The sequence below is a fragment of the Rhodococcus sp. Leaf225 genome, from assembly GCF_001426145.1.
Taxonomy (GTDB): Bacteria; Actinomycetota; Actinomycetes; order Mycobacteriales; family Mycobacteriaceae; genus Rhodococcoides.
The window spans coordinates 408,686-424,253 of sequence record NZ_LMRN01000007.1 but is presented as its reverse complement, the minus strand read 5'-3'; the positions used below and the strand labels follow the sequence as shown (position 1 = coordinate 424,253).

Below are 15,568 nucleotides of genomic sequence, written 5' to 3'. Positions count from 1 at the left end.
CGTGAATCCGACCTCCCCACCGCGATCCGAACGCGGACGGTGGCACCGACTGCGCCGCCTCCCGGCGATCACCGCCGTCGTGGCACTCGTCGCGTTGGTGCTCGCACCCGCAGCGCAGGCCCAGCCGGCGCCCCCGAGCCCGGTGGAAGGTCGCACGTTCGCCATCGCCACCGACGTGACCTTCGCGCCGTTCGAGTTCCAGAACTCCGACGGCCAGTTCGTCGGCATCGACATGGACCTGATCCGAGCGATCGCGGAGGACCAGGGTTTCCAGGTCGACATCCGGCCCCTCGGGTTCGACGCGGCGTTGCAGGCAGTGCAGGCGAACCAGGCCGACGGCGTCATCGCCGGCATGACGATCACGCCGGCACGCGAGGCCGTGTTCGACTTCTCCGAGCCCTACTTCGAGTCCGGCGTGCAGATGGCCGTGCTCGAGAACTCGTCGATCACCTCGTACGACGATCTCTCCGGGCAGCAGGTCGCGGTCAAGAACGGCACCGAGGGCGCCGACTTCGCGGAGAGCATCAAGGCGCAGTACGGCTTCACGACGCGGTACTTCGCCGACTCCGCGAGCATGTACGACGAGGTGCGCACCGGGAACTCGGTCGCCGTGTTCGACGACTACCCGGTGCTGCAGTACGGCATCACCCAGGGGAACGGTCTGAAGACGGTCACGGAGAAGGAGTCGCCGAGCAACTACGGCTTCGCCGTGAACAAGGGCGCGAACCCCGAGCTGCTCGCCGCATTCGACACCGGACTGGCCAACCTGCGGTCGTCCGGCCAGTACGACGAGATCCTCGGCACCTACATCGGCGCCGCGGCGGACGAGACGGACAACTCGATCCCAGGACTGATCAAGAGCGAGTACAAGGAACTGCTGAAGGGCCTCTGGCTCACCATCGTCCTGACAGTCATCTCCATCGTGCTGGCCCTGATCCTCGGCGCCGTCTTCGGACTCTTCCGGGTGTCGACGAAGGCGTGGCTGCGCGGGATCGGCGCCACCTACGTGGCCATCTTCCGCGGCACGCCACTGCTGGTGCAGGCCTTCTTCATCTACTTCGGCATTCCCGCCGCGCTCAGCTTCCAGATGTCGGCGTTCACCGCCGGCATCATCACGCTGTCGCTCAACGCCGGTGCGTACATGGCGGAGATCGTCCGCGGCGGCATCCTGTCGGTGGACAAGGGGCAGATGGAGGCCTCGCGCAGTCTCGGTATCAGCTACCTGACGTCCATGCGCAAGGTCGTGATGCCACAGGCGATCCGGACGATGATCCCGTCGTACATCAATCAGTTCGTCATCACGCTGAAGGACACCTCGATCCTGTCGGTGATCGGCCTCGCCGAACTCACCCAGTCGGGGCGGATCATCATCGCCCGCAACTTCCAGTCGTTCAACATGTGGCTGATCATCGGCGTCATGTACTTCGTCATCATCATGGCGTTGACGATGCTGTCGAACCGTCTCGAGAAGAGGATCAACAAGTGAGCACCGAGACCACCGCGCCCGACGCCGCTGCGGCCGAGGTCAAGATCCGCGCCATCGGACTGAAGAAGTCGTTCGGCGATCTCGAGGTGCTCAAGGGCCTCGACGTCGACGTCCACTCGGGCGAGGTGGTGTGTGTCATCGGCCCGTCCGGTTCCGGCAAGAGCACCTTCCTCCGGTGCCTCAACAAGCTCGAGGACATCACGGGCGGCACGGTCGTGGTCGACGGTTTCGACCTGACCGATCCGAAGGTGGACCTCGACTCCGTGCGCCAGCACATCGGCATGGTGTTCCAGCACTTCAACCTCTTCCCCCACATGAGCGTCATCGAGAACGTGATGCTCGCGCCCGTGGAGACGAAGAAGTCGGACAAGTCGAAGGCGCGCGAGAACGCCGTTCGTCTGCTGGCCCAGGTGGGCCTCGCCGACAAGGAGAACGCGAAGCCGGCGCAGTTGTCCGGTGGGCAGAAGCAGCGCGTCGCCATCGCACGTGCACTGGCGATGGACCCGGACATCATGCTGTTCGACGAGGCCACGAGTGCGCTGGACCCCGAGATGGTCGGCGAGGTCCTGCAGGTCCTCCGCGATCTGGCGAAGGGCGGCATGACGATGGTCGTCGTCACGCACGAGATGGGCTTCGCCCGCGAGGTGTCCGACCGTGTGATCTTCATGGCGGAGGGGTACATCGTCGAGGAGGGTTCGCCGGACGACCTGTTCGGTAACCCGCAGCACGAGCGAACGAAGGACTTCCTCGACAAGGTCCTGTGAGACGCGGGCCCCGCACCGAGAAGCCGCTACACCGACGAGAGGCACGACAGTGAGCGACGACCAAGAGATCATGCAGAAGATCACGGCGAAGATCGACGCTCGGTTGGGTGCGCAGACGAACGGTCTGCAGAACGAGGTGCCGCCCGGAGCGAGCACGCAGGACGACGACGAGGACGGTGAGCGCGGTCCCCTGGGCCGCGACTACCACCTCGCGGGCAAGTACGCGCAGGCTCTGGCCATCAACGAGCCCAGCGTGATCGACCGTGCCGAGTTCGATCGACTGGTGGAGACGTACGGGGACGACGACTGATCCGTCGCCGCGACCCGATCGTGACCTGAGCATCGGTAACGATCGGGTGGTGGTCACCGACACACCCTTCGACCGCCGAGCAGACGCTCGGTACGGACACCCTGGAGGCTCGGTGACCACTCTCCCGCGTTCGATGGCCGTTCTCGCCGTGGCGGCCTGCGCCGCCGCCGCCGTGTCGTGCGGTTCCGCCGGTACGACCGGGACGGCGCTCCCCGCCGACGACCCGGCACCCTCGTCGTCCGCTCCGGCCCCCGCACCGGCACCCGCGCCGGAGACGAGGGTGGAGACGAGGGTGGAGACGCAGACCGAGACGGTCACCGTGCCCGCACCCGCACCGGCGCAGCCGGCGCAGGTGGTGCCGTGCGTCGACCCGAGTTCGCTGAACGTGCGCACCGCCGTGGCGAACCTGGGCACCGACTCGCAGGGAGGGGCCTTCGTGATCGACGATCACACGCCCGGCACCAGCGCGGACGGATGTCCGACGCTCGAATGGGCGCGGGCGACGGGGACCGGCATCCGGAACGGCACCGTGCAGTCGCACGTCCTGTTCTTCACCAACTCGGGTGACTACCTCGGGACCGCGACGTCGGACGCGTACAGCTACACCTCGGTGGTCGGCGCGTCGGACAGCACCGTCACGGTGCGCTACCGGTGGTTGAACCCCGACGACGCGTTCTGCTGCCCGTCGAACACCTCGTTCGTCGAGTTCGACCTCACGGGGAACACCATCACCCCGTACGGCGAGTTCCCGCCCCCTAACTAGACCAGCCGGTAGACCCGTTCCGCCGTGGCGGTCGCCGACGCCGCGACCTCGTCGGCAGTTCGGCCGGTCGCCTCGGCCAGCGCACGGGCCGTGTAGGGCAGGCAGTACGGCTCGTTCGGAGCACCTCGGAACGGATGCGGTGTCAGGAACGGCGCGTCGGTCTCGAGCAGGTACTGCCCGTCCGGGACCAGCTGCGCCGCCTCCCGCAGGTCGTGCGAGTTCTTGAAGCTCACGGTGCCGGAGAAGCTGAGCACGTAGCCGGCGTCGACGCACACCTGCGCCATCTCGGGACCCGACGAGAAGCAGTGGAAGATCACCGTCTCCGGCGCGCCCTCGTCGAGGAGCACCGCGAGAACGTCGTGGTCCGCGTCGCGGTTGTGGATCATGAGCGGCTTGCCGACGCGCTTCGCCAGATCGATGTGCCAGCGGAAGCCCTCGACCTGCTCCTCCACCGCGGCGCAGCCGTCGAGCTTCCCCGGCCAGTAGTAGTCGAGCCCCGTCTCCCCCACGGCGACGGTGCGGGGATCGCGCGCGAGGCGCTCGATCTCGGCCTTCACCTCGTCGGTGAGCACGTTCGCGCGCGTCGGATGGATCGCGGTGGCGGCGTACACGCGGGAATCCCAGTGCGCGGCGGCGACGGCGAAGCGAGCAGCGTCCAGGTCGTCCGCGACGGTGACGACGCGTCCGACGCCCACCGATGCGGAACGATCGAGGATCGCCGCGACCGACGCTGCATCGGTGGCCCCGCACGCGTCGAGGTGCGTGTGCGCGTCCACGAGCGGTGCGAGCGGAGTGGGCAAGTCGGGGGCGGGACGGTCTCTCGGCACGAAAGATAGAGTAGGCGCACCATGACTGAGACCGGTTCGACCAAGCCTGCGTTCTACATCACGACCGCTATCGCCTACCCGAACGGTGATCCCCACATCGGCCACGCGTACGAGTACATCTCCACCGATGTCCTCGCTCGGTTCAAGCGGCTCGACGGGTTCGACGTGCGGTTCCTGACGGGAACGGACGAGCACGGTCTGAAGATGGCCCAGACGGCGTCGAAGGAGGGCATCTCCACCGCCGATCTGGCGCGCCGGAACTCGGACGCGTTCCAGGCCATGCAGGAGTCGCTGAAGATCACGTTCGACCGGTTCATCCGCACCACGGACGCCGACCACCTCGAGGCCAGCCGCGACCTGTGGCAGAAGATGACCGACAACGGCGACATCTACCTCGACTCGTACAGCGGGTGGTACTCGGTGCGGGACGAGGCGTACTACGCCGAGGGCGAGACCACGCTGCAGGACGACGGTTCCCGCATCGCGACCGAGTCGGGCACCCCGGTGGAGTGGACGGAGGAGTCGACGTACTTCTTCCGGCTGTCCGCGTACCAGGACAAGCTGCTCGCGCTGTACGAGGAGCGTCCCGAGTTCATTCTCCCGGCGGGTCGCCGCAACGAGGTGGCGAGCTTCGTGAAGTCCGGTCTCAAGGACCTGTCGATCTCACGGTCCACCTTCGACTGGGGTGTCCAGGTTCCCGGCGATCCCGACCACGTCATGTACGTGTGGGTCGACGCGTTGACGAACTACCTCACCGGCGTCGGCTACCCCGACACCGACAGCGAGTCGTTCCGGAAGTTCTGGCCGGCCGACGTCCACATGATCGGCAAGGACATCGTGCGATTCCACGCCGTGTTCTGGCCGGCGTTCCTGATGTCGGCAGGTGTCGAATTGCCGAAACGCGTGTTCGCGCACGGCTTCCTGACCAACAAGGGCGAGAAGATGTCCAAGTCGGTGGGCAACGTCGTCAGTCCGGCGGCCTTGATCGAGGAGTACGGCCTGGACTCGCTGCGCTTCTTCCTCCTGCGCGAGGTGTCGTTCGGACAGGACGGCAGCTACAGCCACGAGGCGATCGTCACCAGGATCAACGCCGACCTGGCCAACGAACTGGGGAACCTGGCTCAGCGGTCGCTGTCCATGGTGGCCAAGAACTGCGATGCGCAGGTGCCGACACCCGGCGAGTTCACCGCCGACGACGAGGCGATGCTCGCTCGCGTCGATGCCCTTCACGCCGTGGTGCGCGGCCACATGGACGCCGTCGAGATGCACCTGGCGCTCGACGCGATCTGGTCGGTACTCGCGGAGACCAACCGCTACTTCTCGTCGCAGGAACCGTGGGTTCTGCGCAAGACGGATCCGGCCCGCATGGCGACGGTGCTGTACGTGACCCTCGAGGTGCTCCGCGTGACCGTCCTGCTGACCCAGCCGTTCATGCCCGACAGCACAGCGAAGCTGCTCGACCTGCTCGGGGTGACGGAACGCGAGTTCGACTCGCTGACAACGCGTCTCACTCCCGGCGTCGCGCTGCCCAAGCCCACCGGCGTCTTCCCCCGCTACGTCGAACCGGAGGAGTGAGCGGACCGATCGGCGACCGTCGTTCCGACGACGACGAGCAGGGTCAGGGCCGTCACGGCCGCACTGACGACGGCCGATCCGGGTACCGCCGTGGCCGCGAGCACGGCGACACCGCCGACCGGCGTCACGATGTTCACCAGCCGTGACGACCGGCGGCGCATCGCCACCATCCAGAACCCCAGCACGAAGACCGCGACCGGAATCGTGATCGCGGCGGAGGACTGACGGTCCGACAGCACTCCGTCACCCTCGATGTGCGCGACGGCCACCTCGATACCCGCGGACACCGCGCCCGCGGCCGCGAACACGAAGTAATGCGTGTAGCCGAAGCTCAGCGAGCGGCCGAGTCTCGCCCCGACCGAATCCTCCTGCGACACCGAGAAGTACAGCCACCACATGCCGGCGACGACGACGAGCGTGGCCATCGCGAGGCCGACGAGTTCGACCGTGTGATCGTGTTCGTTGATGCCGCCGACAATGGCCGTCGCCGAGGCCAGCAACGACTCACCGAGCAGGATGAGGGTGAAGAGACCGTAGCGCTCTGCGATGTGCTCGCCGTGCAGCGGCGTCCGTCCCGCGCGCTCCGCCAGCACCGGGACGGCGAGCTCCGCGGCCACCAGCGCGACGAACCCGAGCACGGCGACGCTGTCGGGAAGCGCGAGTCGGGCGACCCACAACACCTGCACGACGGTGATGCCCACCGCGTATCGCATCGCAGTACCGCGGAACTTGCTGTTGCGCAGCCCCGCCCGTATCCACTGACTCACCATCGCCAGTCGCATCACGACATAGCCGATGGTCACCAGCGTGAAGTCGTAGTCGATCATCGCGTCGGAGACACCGCTGGCCAGGATCAGTACGCCGGCCATCTGCACGATGGTGGTGACGCGGTACAGCCAGTCGTCGGTGTCGAACGACGTGGCGAACCATGTGAAGTTCATCCACGCCCACCAGATGGCGAAGAACACCATCGCGTAGGCACCGATGCCCGACGCGATGTGGTCCTCCTCCAGCAGATGGGCGAGTTCCACGGAGGCGAACGACACCGCGACGACGAAGACCAGGTCGAAGAACAGTTCCAGCGAACTCGCCGCTCGATGTTCCTCGTTCGGGTCCCGCGGAACCATCGGCCGCAGCGCGAGACTCACCCGTCGGCCAGCTTCTCGAGTTCCTCGAGCGCGGTGTCGAGATGCGTGAGCATGCGCTGCAGCGACGGCACGCTACGCCGATCTCCGACGAGCCCGAAGTTGACGTTGTCGGCGTTGGTCGCGAGCGTGATGTTGAGCGCCTGCCCGTCCAGCACGATCGACGCCGGGTAGACACCGTCGAGTTTCGCACCGTTCCAGTACATCTCGGTCTTCGGACCGGGCACGTTCGAGATGATCACGTTGAACGGAGGCGGTGTGTTGCGCACGAAGCCCGGCACCGGTGTGAGCAGCAGCGGGGCCATCACGGCCGCGCCGTAGCTGAGCGCCTGTAGCGGAGACAGGGTGCGCATCATCGCCTTCGACTCGTTCATCGACGAGACGACGGCGGCGAGTCGGCGTTCCGGATCGGGTTGATCGGTACCGAGGTTGCAGAGCACCGTGGTGACGGCGTTACCGCCGTCCGCGTCCGCGCCGGCCTCCCGCATGGACACCGGCACCATGGCGATCAGCGGCTGGTCGGGCAGTGCGTTGCGGTCGATGAGATAGGACCGCAGCGCCCCGGAGCACATCGTCAGCACCACGTCGTTCAACGTGACCCCCAGCGCTGCCGCGATGTCCTTCATCCGCGACTTGGACCACTGCTGCGAGGCGAAGCGGCGTGCCCCGCCGATCGGCACGTTGAGCATCGTCCGCGGCGCGGTCAGAGGCAACACCATCTCGTTGCCGCGCAGCTTGTTCAGACCGATCCGGGCCGCGGCGGGTCCGACCCCGGCGAGCTCACCGGCCGCCTTGACGCCCGTGGACAGCAGCGACAGGACGCCACCGTCGTCGACCTTCGCGACCTCGGTGCTCTTCTTCTTCGGCCGCTCGAACAGCGCCGGGTCCCAGATCGGGCCGCAGTCACGGGCCTCGGGATCGGTGGTCAGGGTGCGCTCGAACAACTTGAGCGCCGAGACACCGTCGACCAGCGAGTGGTGGATCTTGCTGTAGAGCGCGACGCGGCCGTCGGCCAGGCCCTCGATGATGTGCAGCTCCCACATCGGGCGATGCCGATCGAGCGGCGCACTGTGCTCGGCGGAGATGTAGCGCAGCAGCTCGCGGATGCGGCCCGGCCGCGGCAGCATGATGCGCCGGACGTGATGCTCGAAGTCGAGCTCCTCGTCGTAGATCCAGCGCACGGTGCCCATGAAGTTCACCGGCGGCGCCGGCCGCTTGCGGAACAGTTTGTAGACGTCGGTGGCGGCCTGGAACGTCTCGTAGAGCTGCATCCCGAAGTCGTCGCCGGCGTCCTCCGGGGGCACGAACAGCTGCAGTCCCCCGACGTGCATGGGGTGCTCGCGCGTTTCGGCCAGTAGGAACATCGACTCTGTGACCGGCATGAAGGGCATGGGGGCGGACCTCTCTCGAACTGCGGAACCGCGTGGTCACGGTGCGGCTCACCTGCAGGTTCACTGTGCTACCCGGAAGTAACGAACCCACAACTATTGCGACAACGTGGGGTCACGGTGTGACCCCGGCAACAACTATTCCTCGAGAAGTGTTTCGTTTCGGCCCTATCGTGCGATTCCCAGTACGAGCAAGGAAGTGGAGGGCCACCCATGAGCATCGCCTCGGCCGAGATGACCGCACCGTCGTCGCTGACACGCACGTCCGCCAGTCGCCGGGTGCGACGCGCCCTCGGCGTCGGCACCGCCGTGGACCGCCAGGAGTTCGAGGGCGGCAGCATGCAGTCCAAGCTTCTCGCCGCGTACCTGCGCCGCACGGTCCGTCCCTTCCTGGGCGTGTGGGCCCGGACCCACAGCCTGCCGTGGCCCATGTCGATGGTCGACCGGGCCGGCCGACTCCTCCCACCCGTGGGTGACACCACCGTCGCGCCCGTGCGGCTCGACGAGTGCCGGGCCGAGTGGGTCCGCACGGACAGCCCGCGTCGTGTCGGTGCCGACGGCAGGTCCGAGCGACCGACCCGCCGCGCGGACCGCGATCGCGTGATCCTGTATCTCCACGGCGGCGCGTTCGTGGTGTGCGGCCTCAACAGCCACCGCCGGCTCGTCTCGCGCATCGCCCAGTCCACCGGTGCCGACGTGCTGTCGGTCGACTACCGGATGATGCCGCGCAACCCCATCTCGCACGCGGTGGAGGACGGGGTCGACGGCTTCCGCTACCTGCTCGACGCGGGGTACCTGCCCGAACAGATCTTCATCGCCGGTGACTCCGCCGGCGGTTACCTGGCCTTCATGGTGGCGCTCGCCCTGCAGAGCCAGGGTCTGCCGCCCGCGGGCGGCATCATCGCCCTGTCTCCGCTCACCGATCTCGATCCGACGCGGAAGATGTTGCATCCCAACGCGTCCCTGTGCTCGGTCTTCCCCAAGGGCGCCGTGCCGGCGCTCACCGAGCTGGCGGACGAGGTCGAGGCCCGCATCGTCGTGGACGGCAAGCGTGGTCCCCGCGTCTGTCCCGTCGACGCGGACCTGTCCGCCCTCCCGCCGGTCCTGATCCAGGTCGGATCCACCGAGATGGTCTACGCCGACTCGGAACTGATGGCGGAGCGCCTGGCTGACGCCGGAATCGAGTGCCGTCTCCAGGTGTGGCAGGACCAGGTGCACGTGTTCCACGCCGCGGACTTCGTTCCCGAGTCGGCGCGGGCGATCTCGGAGATCGCCGTCTTCGTCGACGAGCAGGTCCGCCGCGGCACAGTTCCCCTGGCCGGCACCGGGACATGATCACGACACCGACCCAAACCGCCCTGTAGGTGTGGACGGTCGGTTACATTCACGCCATGGCTGTCAGCGGAAACAGAGAAGTCGAGATCGAGGCACCACCGGCCGACGTGCTCGCGGTCATCGCGGACCTCGAGGGTCTGCCGGCATGGTCGTCGATCCACAAGAAGGTCTCGGTGCGCGAGCGTGACGATGAGGGTCGTCCCGTCCTCGCCGAGATGACCGTCGCCGTCATGGGATTCACCGACGAGCAGGTGCTGCGCTTCACGTGGTCCGACATGTCGGTGGCGTGGGACGTCGTCGAGAGCACCCAGCAGAAGTCGCAGCACGCGGAGTACCGCCTCAGCGAGACCGACAAGGGCACCCACCTCGAGTTCGAGATCACGCTCGACCCGAAGATCCCCGTGCCGGGATTCATCGTCAAGCGCGGGACCAAGTCCGTCCTCGAGACGGCGACCGACGGACTGCGCCAGCAGGTCGTCGGCTGACGTCGCGGCGTCGGCGTCAGCCGCGCGCGGCCAGCACCGCTTCGTAGAGCGCACGCTTGGACACGTCCGCCGCCGTCGTGGTGGCCACCCGTGCGCACGCGTCCTTGAGGCCGAGTCCGGCGGACACGAGATCCTCCACCTCCGCGACGAGGTCGGCGGGATCCGCACTGACGGGCTCGGCTCCGGCCAGGACCACCGTGATCTCGCCGCGCACGCCGTCGGCGGCCCACGCGGCCAACTCCCCCAGCGTCCCTCGCTTCACTTCCTCGTAGGTCTTGGTCAATTCCCGGCACACCGCGGCGCGCCGATCGGGGCCGAGTACCTCGGACGCGTCGGCGAGGCAGTCCGCGATGCGGTGCGGGGCCTCGAAGAACACGACGGCGCGGCTCTCCGTCGTCAGCGTGCGCATCCACGCCTGCCGGGGACCACGCTTGCGAGGGGCGAATCCGTCGAAGCAGAAGCGCTCCACCGGCAACCCCGACAGGGCCAGTGCGGTGGTCACGGCGGACGGCCCGGGCAGGCAGGTCACGCCGATCCCCGCCTCGGCGCACGCGGCGACCAGTCGGTAACCCGGGTCGCTCACGGAGGGCATACCGGCGTCGGTGACCAGCAGGACCCGCCGTCCCTCGCGCATCTCGGCGAGCAGCAGGGGAACCCGATCGACCTCGACCTGGTCGTAGAAACTGACGACGCGACCGGTGATCTGCACACCGAGTGCCGTGGCCAGGGACTTCGTGCGGCGCGTGTCCTCCGCCGCGACGACGTCGGCCGTGGCCAGTGCGTCGCGCAGTCGGGGCGACGCGTCTGCGGGGTCCCCCATCGGTGTCGCACCGAGTACCAGCACGCGTCGTCCTCATCTCGCTCGTCGGTCACGACCGCGGTCGCCGTCGGCATCTAGCCTACGATCGAATCGTGACCCTCGTGACCGCGCGTATCCCCACCGGTCGCGACGGTTCCGACGAGTACCTCACCGCGCCGCGCCCCGCTCTCCCGCCCGCAGTATTCGGGCCCACCGACCGCATGCGCGGATGGATCGTCACCGCGGTCCTCACGGTCCTCGCGGCCGTCACCCGCTTCACGATGCTCGGCTATCCGACCGACGCCGGCACCCCGGTGTTCGACGAGAAGCACTACGCCCCGCAGGGCTACCAGGTGCTCACCGGCGGCGGCGTCGAGGACAACCCGGCCTACGGCCTCGTCGTCCACCCGCCCGTCGGCAAGCAGCTGATCGCCGTCGGCGAGGCACTGTTCGGCTACACCGGATGGGGTTGGCGGCTGTCGTCGGCCGTCTTCGGTGTGATCCTCGTTCTCCTCGTCGTCCGCATCGTGCGCCGCATGACGCGCTCGACGCTGCTGGGCGCGATCGCCGGGATCCTCATGATCGTGGACGGCGTCACGTTCGTGACGTCCCGAGTCGGCATGCTCGACATCTTCATGGTGGTGTTCGTCGTCGCCGCGTTCGGCGCTCTGGTCCGCGACCGGGACGACGTCCGGGAGCGGTTGCACCGGGTCGCCGTCGAGGGCCGCATGGAGATGACCACGTGGGGCCCGCGTCTCGGCGTCCGCTGGTGGCGGTTCGGCGGCGGACTCCTGCTCGGTCTGGCGTGCGGAACGAAGTGGTCGGGTATCTACTTCGTCGCGTTCTTCGGACTGCTCAGCGTCGCCTTCGACGTCGCGGCGCGTCGCCAGTACGGGGTCACCCGGCCGTGGGTCGGCACCGCCGTGCGCGACGTCGGACCCGCGCTGTACGCGCTGGTGGCTATTCCACTCGTCGTCTATCTGGCCACCTACGCCGGCTGGTTCGCGAGTGAGACCGGCGTGGACCGGAACGCCGTGGGTACCGACATCGGGACGGGCGGACCGTTCTCGTTCGTGCCCGCCGCTCTGCGCTCGCTCTGGTACTACAGCGGCAACGTCCTCGACTTCCACGCCGGACTGACCAACTCGGCCGGTAACCGCCACCCGTGGGAGTCCAAGCCGTGGACGTGGCCGATGGGTCTGCGGCCGATGCTCTACTACTTCGCCGACGGGCAGCAGATCACCGGTTGTTCGACGGGCGGCAACTGCGTCAAGGCCGTCATGCTCATCGGCACGCCTGCTCTGTGGTGGGTCGCGTTCCCGATGCTCGGCTGGGCGCTGTGGAGCACCGTGGCCCGCCGCGACTGGCGCTACGCCGCCGTGCTCGTCGGCTACGGCGCCGGCATCCTGCCGTGGTTCCTGACCCTCGACCGTCAGATGTACTTCTTCTACGCCGCGGCGCTCGCGCCCTTCCTCGTCATGGGCGTCACCCTGGTCCTCGGCGACATCCTCGGGCGAGGACTCCGCGGTGGGCAGGGTCGCGAGCGCCGCACGCTCGGTCTGCTGCTGGTCTCGCTGTACGTCGCCGTGGTGATCGCCAACTTCGTGTGGCTCTGGCCGGTCCTCACGGGTCTGCCCATCAGTCAGGAGACGTGGCAGCAGCAGCTCTGGTTGCCGAGCTGGCGCTGACCGCTCAGAGCTCGGTGCGCCCGGCCTTCGTCAGCCGGAGACGTCGACGACGTTGCGTGAGCACCAGTGGATCGTGCGACAGGTCGCGGTAGAGCGACACCGACAGCCCGATCATGACCAGCACGAACGGTGCCGCGGCGATGATCGTCATGGTCTGCAAGCCGTTGAGCGCGTCCGCGCCGCCCGTCCACAGGATGATCGCGGCGGTGCCACCGGTGATGGCTCCCCAGAACACGACGACCCAGCGGCTGGGCTCGAGGGTTCCGCGCTGACTGAGGGTGCCCATGACCATGGACGCCGCGTCGGCACCGGAGACGAAGAAGACGGCCACGAGAATCATCACGACGACCGTGGACAGTCCGAAGAGCGGCAGGTTCTCGAGCATGCCGAACAGCTGGGACTCGCTGCTGCCGCGCGCGGCCAGGTCGATGCCGTCGCGCTGTTCGCCGATACCTGCTCCGCCGAAGATCGAGAACCACACCAGGCTCACGGCACTCGGGATCACGATGACACCGATGATGAACTCACGAACGGTGCGGCCACGGCTGATGCGGGCGAGGAACATGCCGACGAAGGGGGTCCAGGAGACCCACCAGGCCCAGTAGAAGATCGTCCACGACGACAGCCACGACGCGGTCTCCGGATCGGACGACGCCGCCGAGCGAGCCGACATGTGGAACAGCTGGCTCGCGTAGTCGCCGATGGTGGTGGGAATCAGGTTGAGGATCAACACCGTCGGGCCCAGCACGAACACGAAGAGTGCGAGGACGAGTGCCAGCACCATGTTGATGTTGGACAGCCACTGGATGCCCTTGGCGACGCCGGAGACCGCGGACGCGACGAAGGCGAGGGTCAACAGCGCGACGATGGCGACGAGCAGGAGCGTGCCGGCCTCACCGAGCCAGCCGATGACCTCGACACCCGAACCGATCTGCAGCGCACCGAGTCCGAGGGAGGCGGCGGTACCGAACAGCGTCGCGAAGATGGCGAGGATGTCGATGACCTTGCCGATCGGGCCCTCGGCGCGGCGACCGAGGAGCGGGAGGAAGGCGGAGCTGATGAGCTGACGACGGCCGCGGCGGTAGGTGCTGTACGCGACGGCGAGACCCATGACGGCGTAGATGGACCACGGATGCAGGCTCCAGTGGAACATCGTGGTGGCCATGGCCGTTCCGACACTGCTGTCGGTGCCGGGCGGCGGCGTGACGAAGTGCGTCAGCGGCTCGGAGACGCCGTAGAACATCAACCCGATTCCCATGCCGGCGCTGAACATCATGGCGATCCAGCTGACGGTCTTGAACTCCGGCTTCTCCCCGTCCTTGCCGAGCGGGATACGTCCGTACTTCGACATCGCCAGGTAGATGCAGAAGAGCACGAAACCGGTGGCGGAGATGATGAACAGCCAGCCCATGTTGGTGACGAGCCAGTCCAGCATCGAGGACGTCACGTTCTCGAGGCTCGTCGGTCCGGCCAGTCCCCAGACGATGATGCCCGTGACGACGGCTGCCGCGACGCCGAACACCACGGGGTCGAGGGTGGCGCGCCGCGGCGCCGGTTCCTGCGACCCGGGGTCCTGCGCATCGGGGTGCGCGGAGGTGGGCAGCACGGCAGATGCCGCGGACGAGGGAACGTCCGCGGCATCATCGCGTGGGGTGTCAGCCGGTCCTGTGTCCGTGTCCATACGCGATGTCATGAGACGTCACGTTGCTCGCCTCGACGCCCCGGTGCAAGTTCACAGACTGTTTTTGCAGGTCAGGACGATACGCGTGCACGTGACTTCGGACGGCGGAATGCGCGGTCGACACTGTACGTGCCCGAGCCGACTGCCGCGAGGAGAAGCGCTCCGGCGCCGAGTGCGACGACTAGTTCCCAGCCGCCCTCGCCGACGAACACGCCCTTGTCGAGGTGCACGAAGACGAGCGCGCCGACCATGTCGACGACCAGCAGCAGAGCCGCGACGGACGTCAGCACGCCCAGGATCAGAGCGGCTCCACCGATGAGCTCGACGAAGGTGGCGAAGTACGCCGACACCTGCGGGGCCGGAATGCCCATGCCCTCGAAGCCGGCGGTGGTGGCATCGAGCCCGTTGGTACGCAGTTTCTGCCACCCGTGGGCGACGAACACGACGCCCAGGGCGATGCGCGCGACGAGTGCGGCGATGTCTCGAACGACGACAGGTGTCTTCACAGTGATCCTCTGATGGGTCGGGGTGGATTCGGGATCACGATGACACACTTAGGTTGAAGCGTCAACCTTGGTGGTGTCAGGAGTCCGTGAGCGCCGTCCGGACGTAGCGCAGAGCCACCTCGTCGTCGATGCCGGCGCGACGCGCCGCGCGGACGTACTCCGTGGCCGCGAGTTGCACTGCCCCGGCCGAAGGATCGCCGCCGGCCGCCACGAAGGTGCCCGACCGCCCCCGGGTCTCGATCACGCCGTCCTTCTCGAGTTCGCGGTACGCCTTCGCCACCGTGTTGGGAGCGAGGTCCAGCGTCGCCGCGAGAGCTCGCACCGTCGGCAGTTTCGATCCCGCGATGAGCTGCCCCGACCGCACCGCGGCCACGATCTGCGACCGCACCTGGTCGAACGGCGCCGTCCCCGACGCACCGTCGATCGTGAACCTCATCGGTCCCACTCCCGCCATACTTGCTCCATGTCCGTCACGATCTATCACAACCCCCGGTGCTCGACGTCCCGCAACGTACTCGCGGCCATCCGCGACGCGGGGGTGGAGCCGACCATCGTGCCCTACCTGACCACCCCGCCGGACGAGGCGACGTTGCGAGCCCTCATCTCCGATGCCGGCCTCACCCCGCGCACCGCTGTACGCAAGCGCGAGACACTGTACAAGGAACTCGATCTCGCGAATGCCGACGACGAGACGGTCCTGCGCGCCATGCTGACGCATCCGGTACTCATCGAGCGGCCCTTCGTGGTCGGCGAGAAGGGCACCGTCCTGGCGCGCCCGGCGGCCACGGTGAGCACGGTCCTCTAGCCGGCCGGACA

16 protein-coding genes are annotated in these 15,568 nt (G+C 67.6%); 9 read left to right on the top strand and 7 right to left on the bottom strand.

The features are described 5' to 3' along the window. Positions 1-97 precede the first annotated feature (97 nt). From ASG69_RS02155 to ASG69_RS02140, 4 genes are all read left to right on the top strand, one after another. Positions 98-1,486 carry an amino acid ABC transporter substrate-binding protein/permease gene (locus ASG69_RS02155; protein WP_373425295.1) on the top strand — a complete coding sequence of 463 codons (1,389 nt, stop codon included), beginning with the start codon at positions 98-100 and terminating at the stop codon, positions 1,484-1,486. Next, positions 1,483-2,250 carry an amino acid ABC transporter ATP-binding protein gene (locus ASG69_RS02150; RefSeq protein ID WP_082544604.1) on the top strand — a complete coding sequence of 256 codons (768 nt, stop codon included), beginning with the start codon at positions 1,483-1,485 and terminating at the stop codon, positions 2,248-2,250. Before ASG69_RS02155 ends, ASG69_RS02150 begins: the two co-directional genes overlap by 4 nt. A gap of 49 nt (positions 2,251-2,299) precedes the next feature. Continuing rightward, on the top strand, positions 2,300-2,560 hold the full coding sequence (locus tag ASG69_RS02145) for a hypothetical protein (RefSeq protein WP_027504090.1): 261 nt from the start codon (positions 2,300-2,302) through the stop codon (positions 2,558-2,560). Between the two features lie 112 nt (positions 2,561-2,672). Further along, positions 2,673-3,323 (top strand): LppP/LprE family lipoprotein, encoded by a 651-nt coding sequence (locus ASG69_RS02140; RefSeq protein WP_156380408.1) that lies wholly within the window; start codon positions 2,673-2,675, stop codon positions 3,321-3,323. Here ASG69_RS02140 and ASG69_RS02135 read toward each other — a convergent pair. Then, positions 3,320-4,150, bottom strand: a complete 831-nt coding sequence (locus ASG69_RS02135) for a TatD family hydrolase (RefSeq protein ID WP_200933708.1) — start codon at positions 4,148-4,150, stop codon at positions 3,320-3,322. The genes ASG69_RS02140 and ASG69_RS02135 overlap by 4 nt on opposite strands. A gap of 21 nt (positions 4,151-4,171) precedes the next feature. Here ASG69_RS02135 and metG point away from each other — a divergent pair, with 21 nt between their 5' ends. Beyond that, entirely contained in the window at positions 4,172-5,725 is a 1,554-nt protein-coding gene (metG, locus tag ASG69_RS02130) for a methionine--tRNA ligase (protein ID WP_027504092.1), read from the top strand. Here the strand turns inward: metG and ASG69_RS02125 are convergent. Both ASG69_RS02125 and ASG69_RS02120 read right to left on the bottom strand, forming a co-directional pair. Further along, positions 5,704-6,873, bottom strand: coding sequence for a low temperature requirement protein A (locus ASG69_RS02125; protein WP_235578810.1), 1,170 nt, complete (start codon positions 6,871-6,873; stop codon positions 5,704-5,706). The genes metG and ASG69_RS02125 overlap by 22 nt on opposite strands. Further along, on the bottom strand, positions 6,870-8,261 hold the full coding sequence (locus ASG69_RS02120) for a WS/DGAT/MGAT family O-acyltransferase (RefSeq protein WP_056447074.1): 1,392 nt from the start codon (positions 8,259-8,261) through the stop codon (positions 6,870-6,872). Before ASG69_RS02120 ends, ASG69_RS02125 begins: the two co-directional genes overlap by 4 nt. A 336-nt stretch (positions 8,262-8,597) precedes the next feature. Here ASG69_RS02120 and ASG69_RS02115 point away from each other — a divergent pair, with 336 nt between their 5' ends. Both ASG69_RS02115 and ASG69_RS02110 read left to right on the top strand, forming a co-directional pair. Then, positions 8,598-9,593, top strand: coding sequence for an alpha/beta hydrolase (locus ASG69_RS02115; RefSeq protein ID WP_156380421.1), 996 nt, complete (start codon positions 8,598-8,600; stop codon positions 9,591-9,593). Positions 9,594-9,649: 56 nt separating this feature from the next. Further along, positions 9,650-10,078 carry an SRPBCC family protein gene (locus ASG69_RS02110; RefSeq protein WP_056447544.1) on the top strand — a complete coding sequence of 143 codons (429 nt, stop codon included), beginning with the start codon at positions 9,650-9,652 and terminating at the stop codon, positions 10,076-10,078. A 16-nt stretch (positions 10,079-10,094) separates the two neighbouring features. On the opposite strand, the gene rsmI is transcribed toward ASG69_RS02110, so the two are convergent. Beyond that, positions 10,095-10,922: a 16S rRNA (cytidine(1402)-2'-O)-methyltransferase gene (rsmI, locus tag ASG69_RS02105; RefSeq protein ID WP_027504096.1), complete on the bottom strand. Its 828-nt coding sequence runs from the start codon at positions 10,920-10,922 to the stop codon at positions 10,095-10,097. Positions 10,923-11,098: 176 nt separating this feature from the next. Between rsmI and ASG69_RS02100 the strand changes: the two genes are divergently transcribed. Then, positions 11,099-12,565: a dolichyl-phosphate-mannose--protein mannosyltransferase gene (locus ASG69_RS02100; protein ID WP_082544625.1), complete on the top strand. Its 1,467-nt coding sequence runs from the start codon at positions 11,099-11,101 to the stop codon at positions 12,563-12,565. Positions 12,566-12,569: 4 nt separating this feature from the next. Here ASG69_RS02100 and ASG69_RS02095 read toward each other — a convergent pair whose 3' ends face one another. From ASG69_RS02095 to ASG69_RS02085, 3 genes are all read right to left on the bottom strand, one after another. Next, a complete protein-coding gene (locus tag ASG69_RS02095; protein WP_373428308.1) occupies positions 12,570-14,258 on the bottom strand; it encodes a BCCT family transporter in 1,689 nt (562 codons plus the stop codon). Positions 14,259-14,317: 59 nt separating this feature from the next. Continuing rightward, positions 14,318-14,752 (bottom strand): DoxX family protein, encoded by a 435-nt coding sequence (locus tag ASG69_RS02090; RefSeq protein ID WP_027504098.1) that lies wholly within the window; start codon positions 14,750-14,752, stop codon positions 14,318-14,320. A gap of 76 nt (positions 14,753-14,828) precedes the next feature. Next, entirely contained in the window at positions 14,829-15,188 is a 360-nt protein-coding gene (locus ASG69_RS02085; RefSeq protein ID WP_027504099.1) for a GntR family transcriptional regulator, read from the bottom strand. Between the two features lie 27 nt (positions 15,189-15,215). Here ASG69_RS02085 and arsC point away from each other — a divergent pair, with 27 nt between their 5' ends. After that, complete coding sequence (gene arsC, locus ASG69_RS02080) at positions 15,216-15,557, top strand: arsenate reductase (glutaredoxin) (protein ID WP_027504100.1); 342 nt, start codon at positions 15,216-15,218, stop codon at positions 15,555-15,557. Positions 15,558-15,568: the final 11 nt, after the last annotated feature.

Bases quoted from the DNA above. Each gene is read 5' to 3' on its own strand.
- metG (WP_027504092.1), top strand. From the start codon at position 4,172: ATGACTGAGACCGGTTCGACCAAGCCTGCGTTCTACATCACGACCGCT.
- ASG69_RS02120 (WP_056447074.1), bottom strand. From the start codon at position 8,261: ATGCCCTTCATGCCGGTCACAGAGTCGATGTTCCTACTGGCCGAAACG.
- ASG69_RS02115 (WP_156380421.1), top strand. From the start codon at position 8,598: ATGCAGTCCAAGCTTCTCGCCGCGTACCTGCGCCGCACGGTCCGTCCC.
- ASG69_RS02110 (WP_056447544.1), top strand. From the start codon at position 9,650: ATGGCTGTCAGCGGAAACAGAGAAGTCGAGATCGAGGCACCACCGGCC.
- ASG69_RS02100 (WP_082544625.1), top strand. From the start codon at position 11,099: ATGCGCGGATGGATCGTCACCGCGGTCCTCACGGTCCTCGCGGCCGTC.
- ASG69_RS02095 (WP_373428308.1), bottom strand. From the start codon at position 14,258: ATGACATCGCGTATGGACACGGACACAGGACCGGCTGACACCCCACGC.
- ASG69_RS02085 (WP_027504099.1), bottom strand. From the start codon at position 15,188: ATGAGGTTCACGATCGACGGTGCGTCGGGGACGGCGCCGTTCGACCAG.
- arsC (WP_027504100.1), top strand. From the start codon at position 15,216: ATGTCCGTCACGATCTATCACAACCCCCGGTGCTCGACGTCCCGCAAC.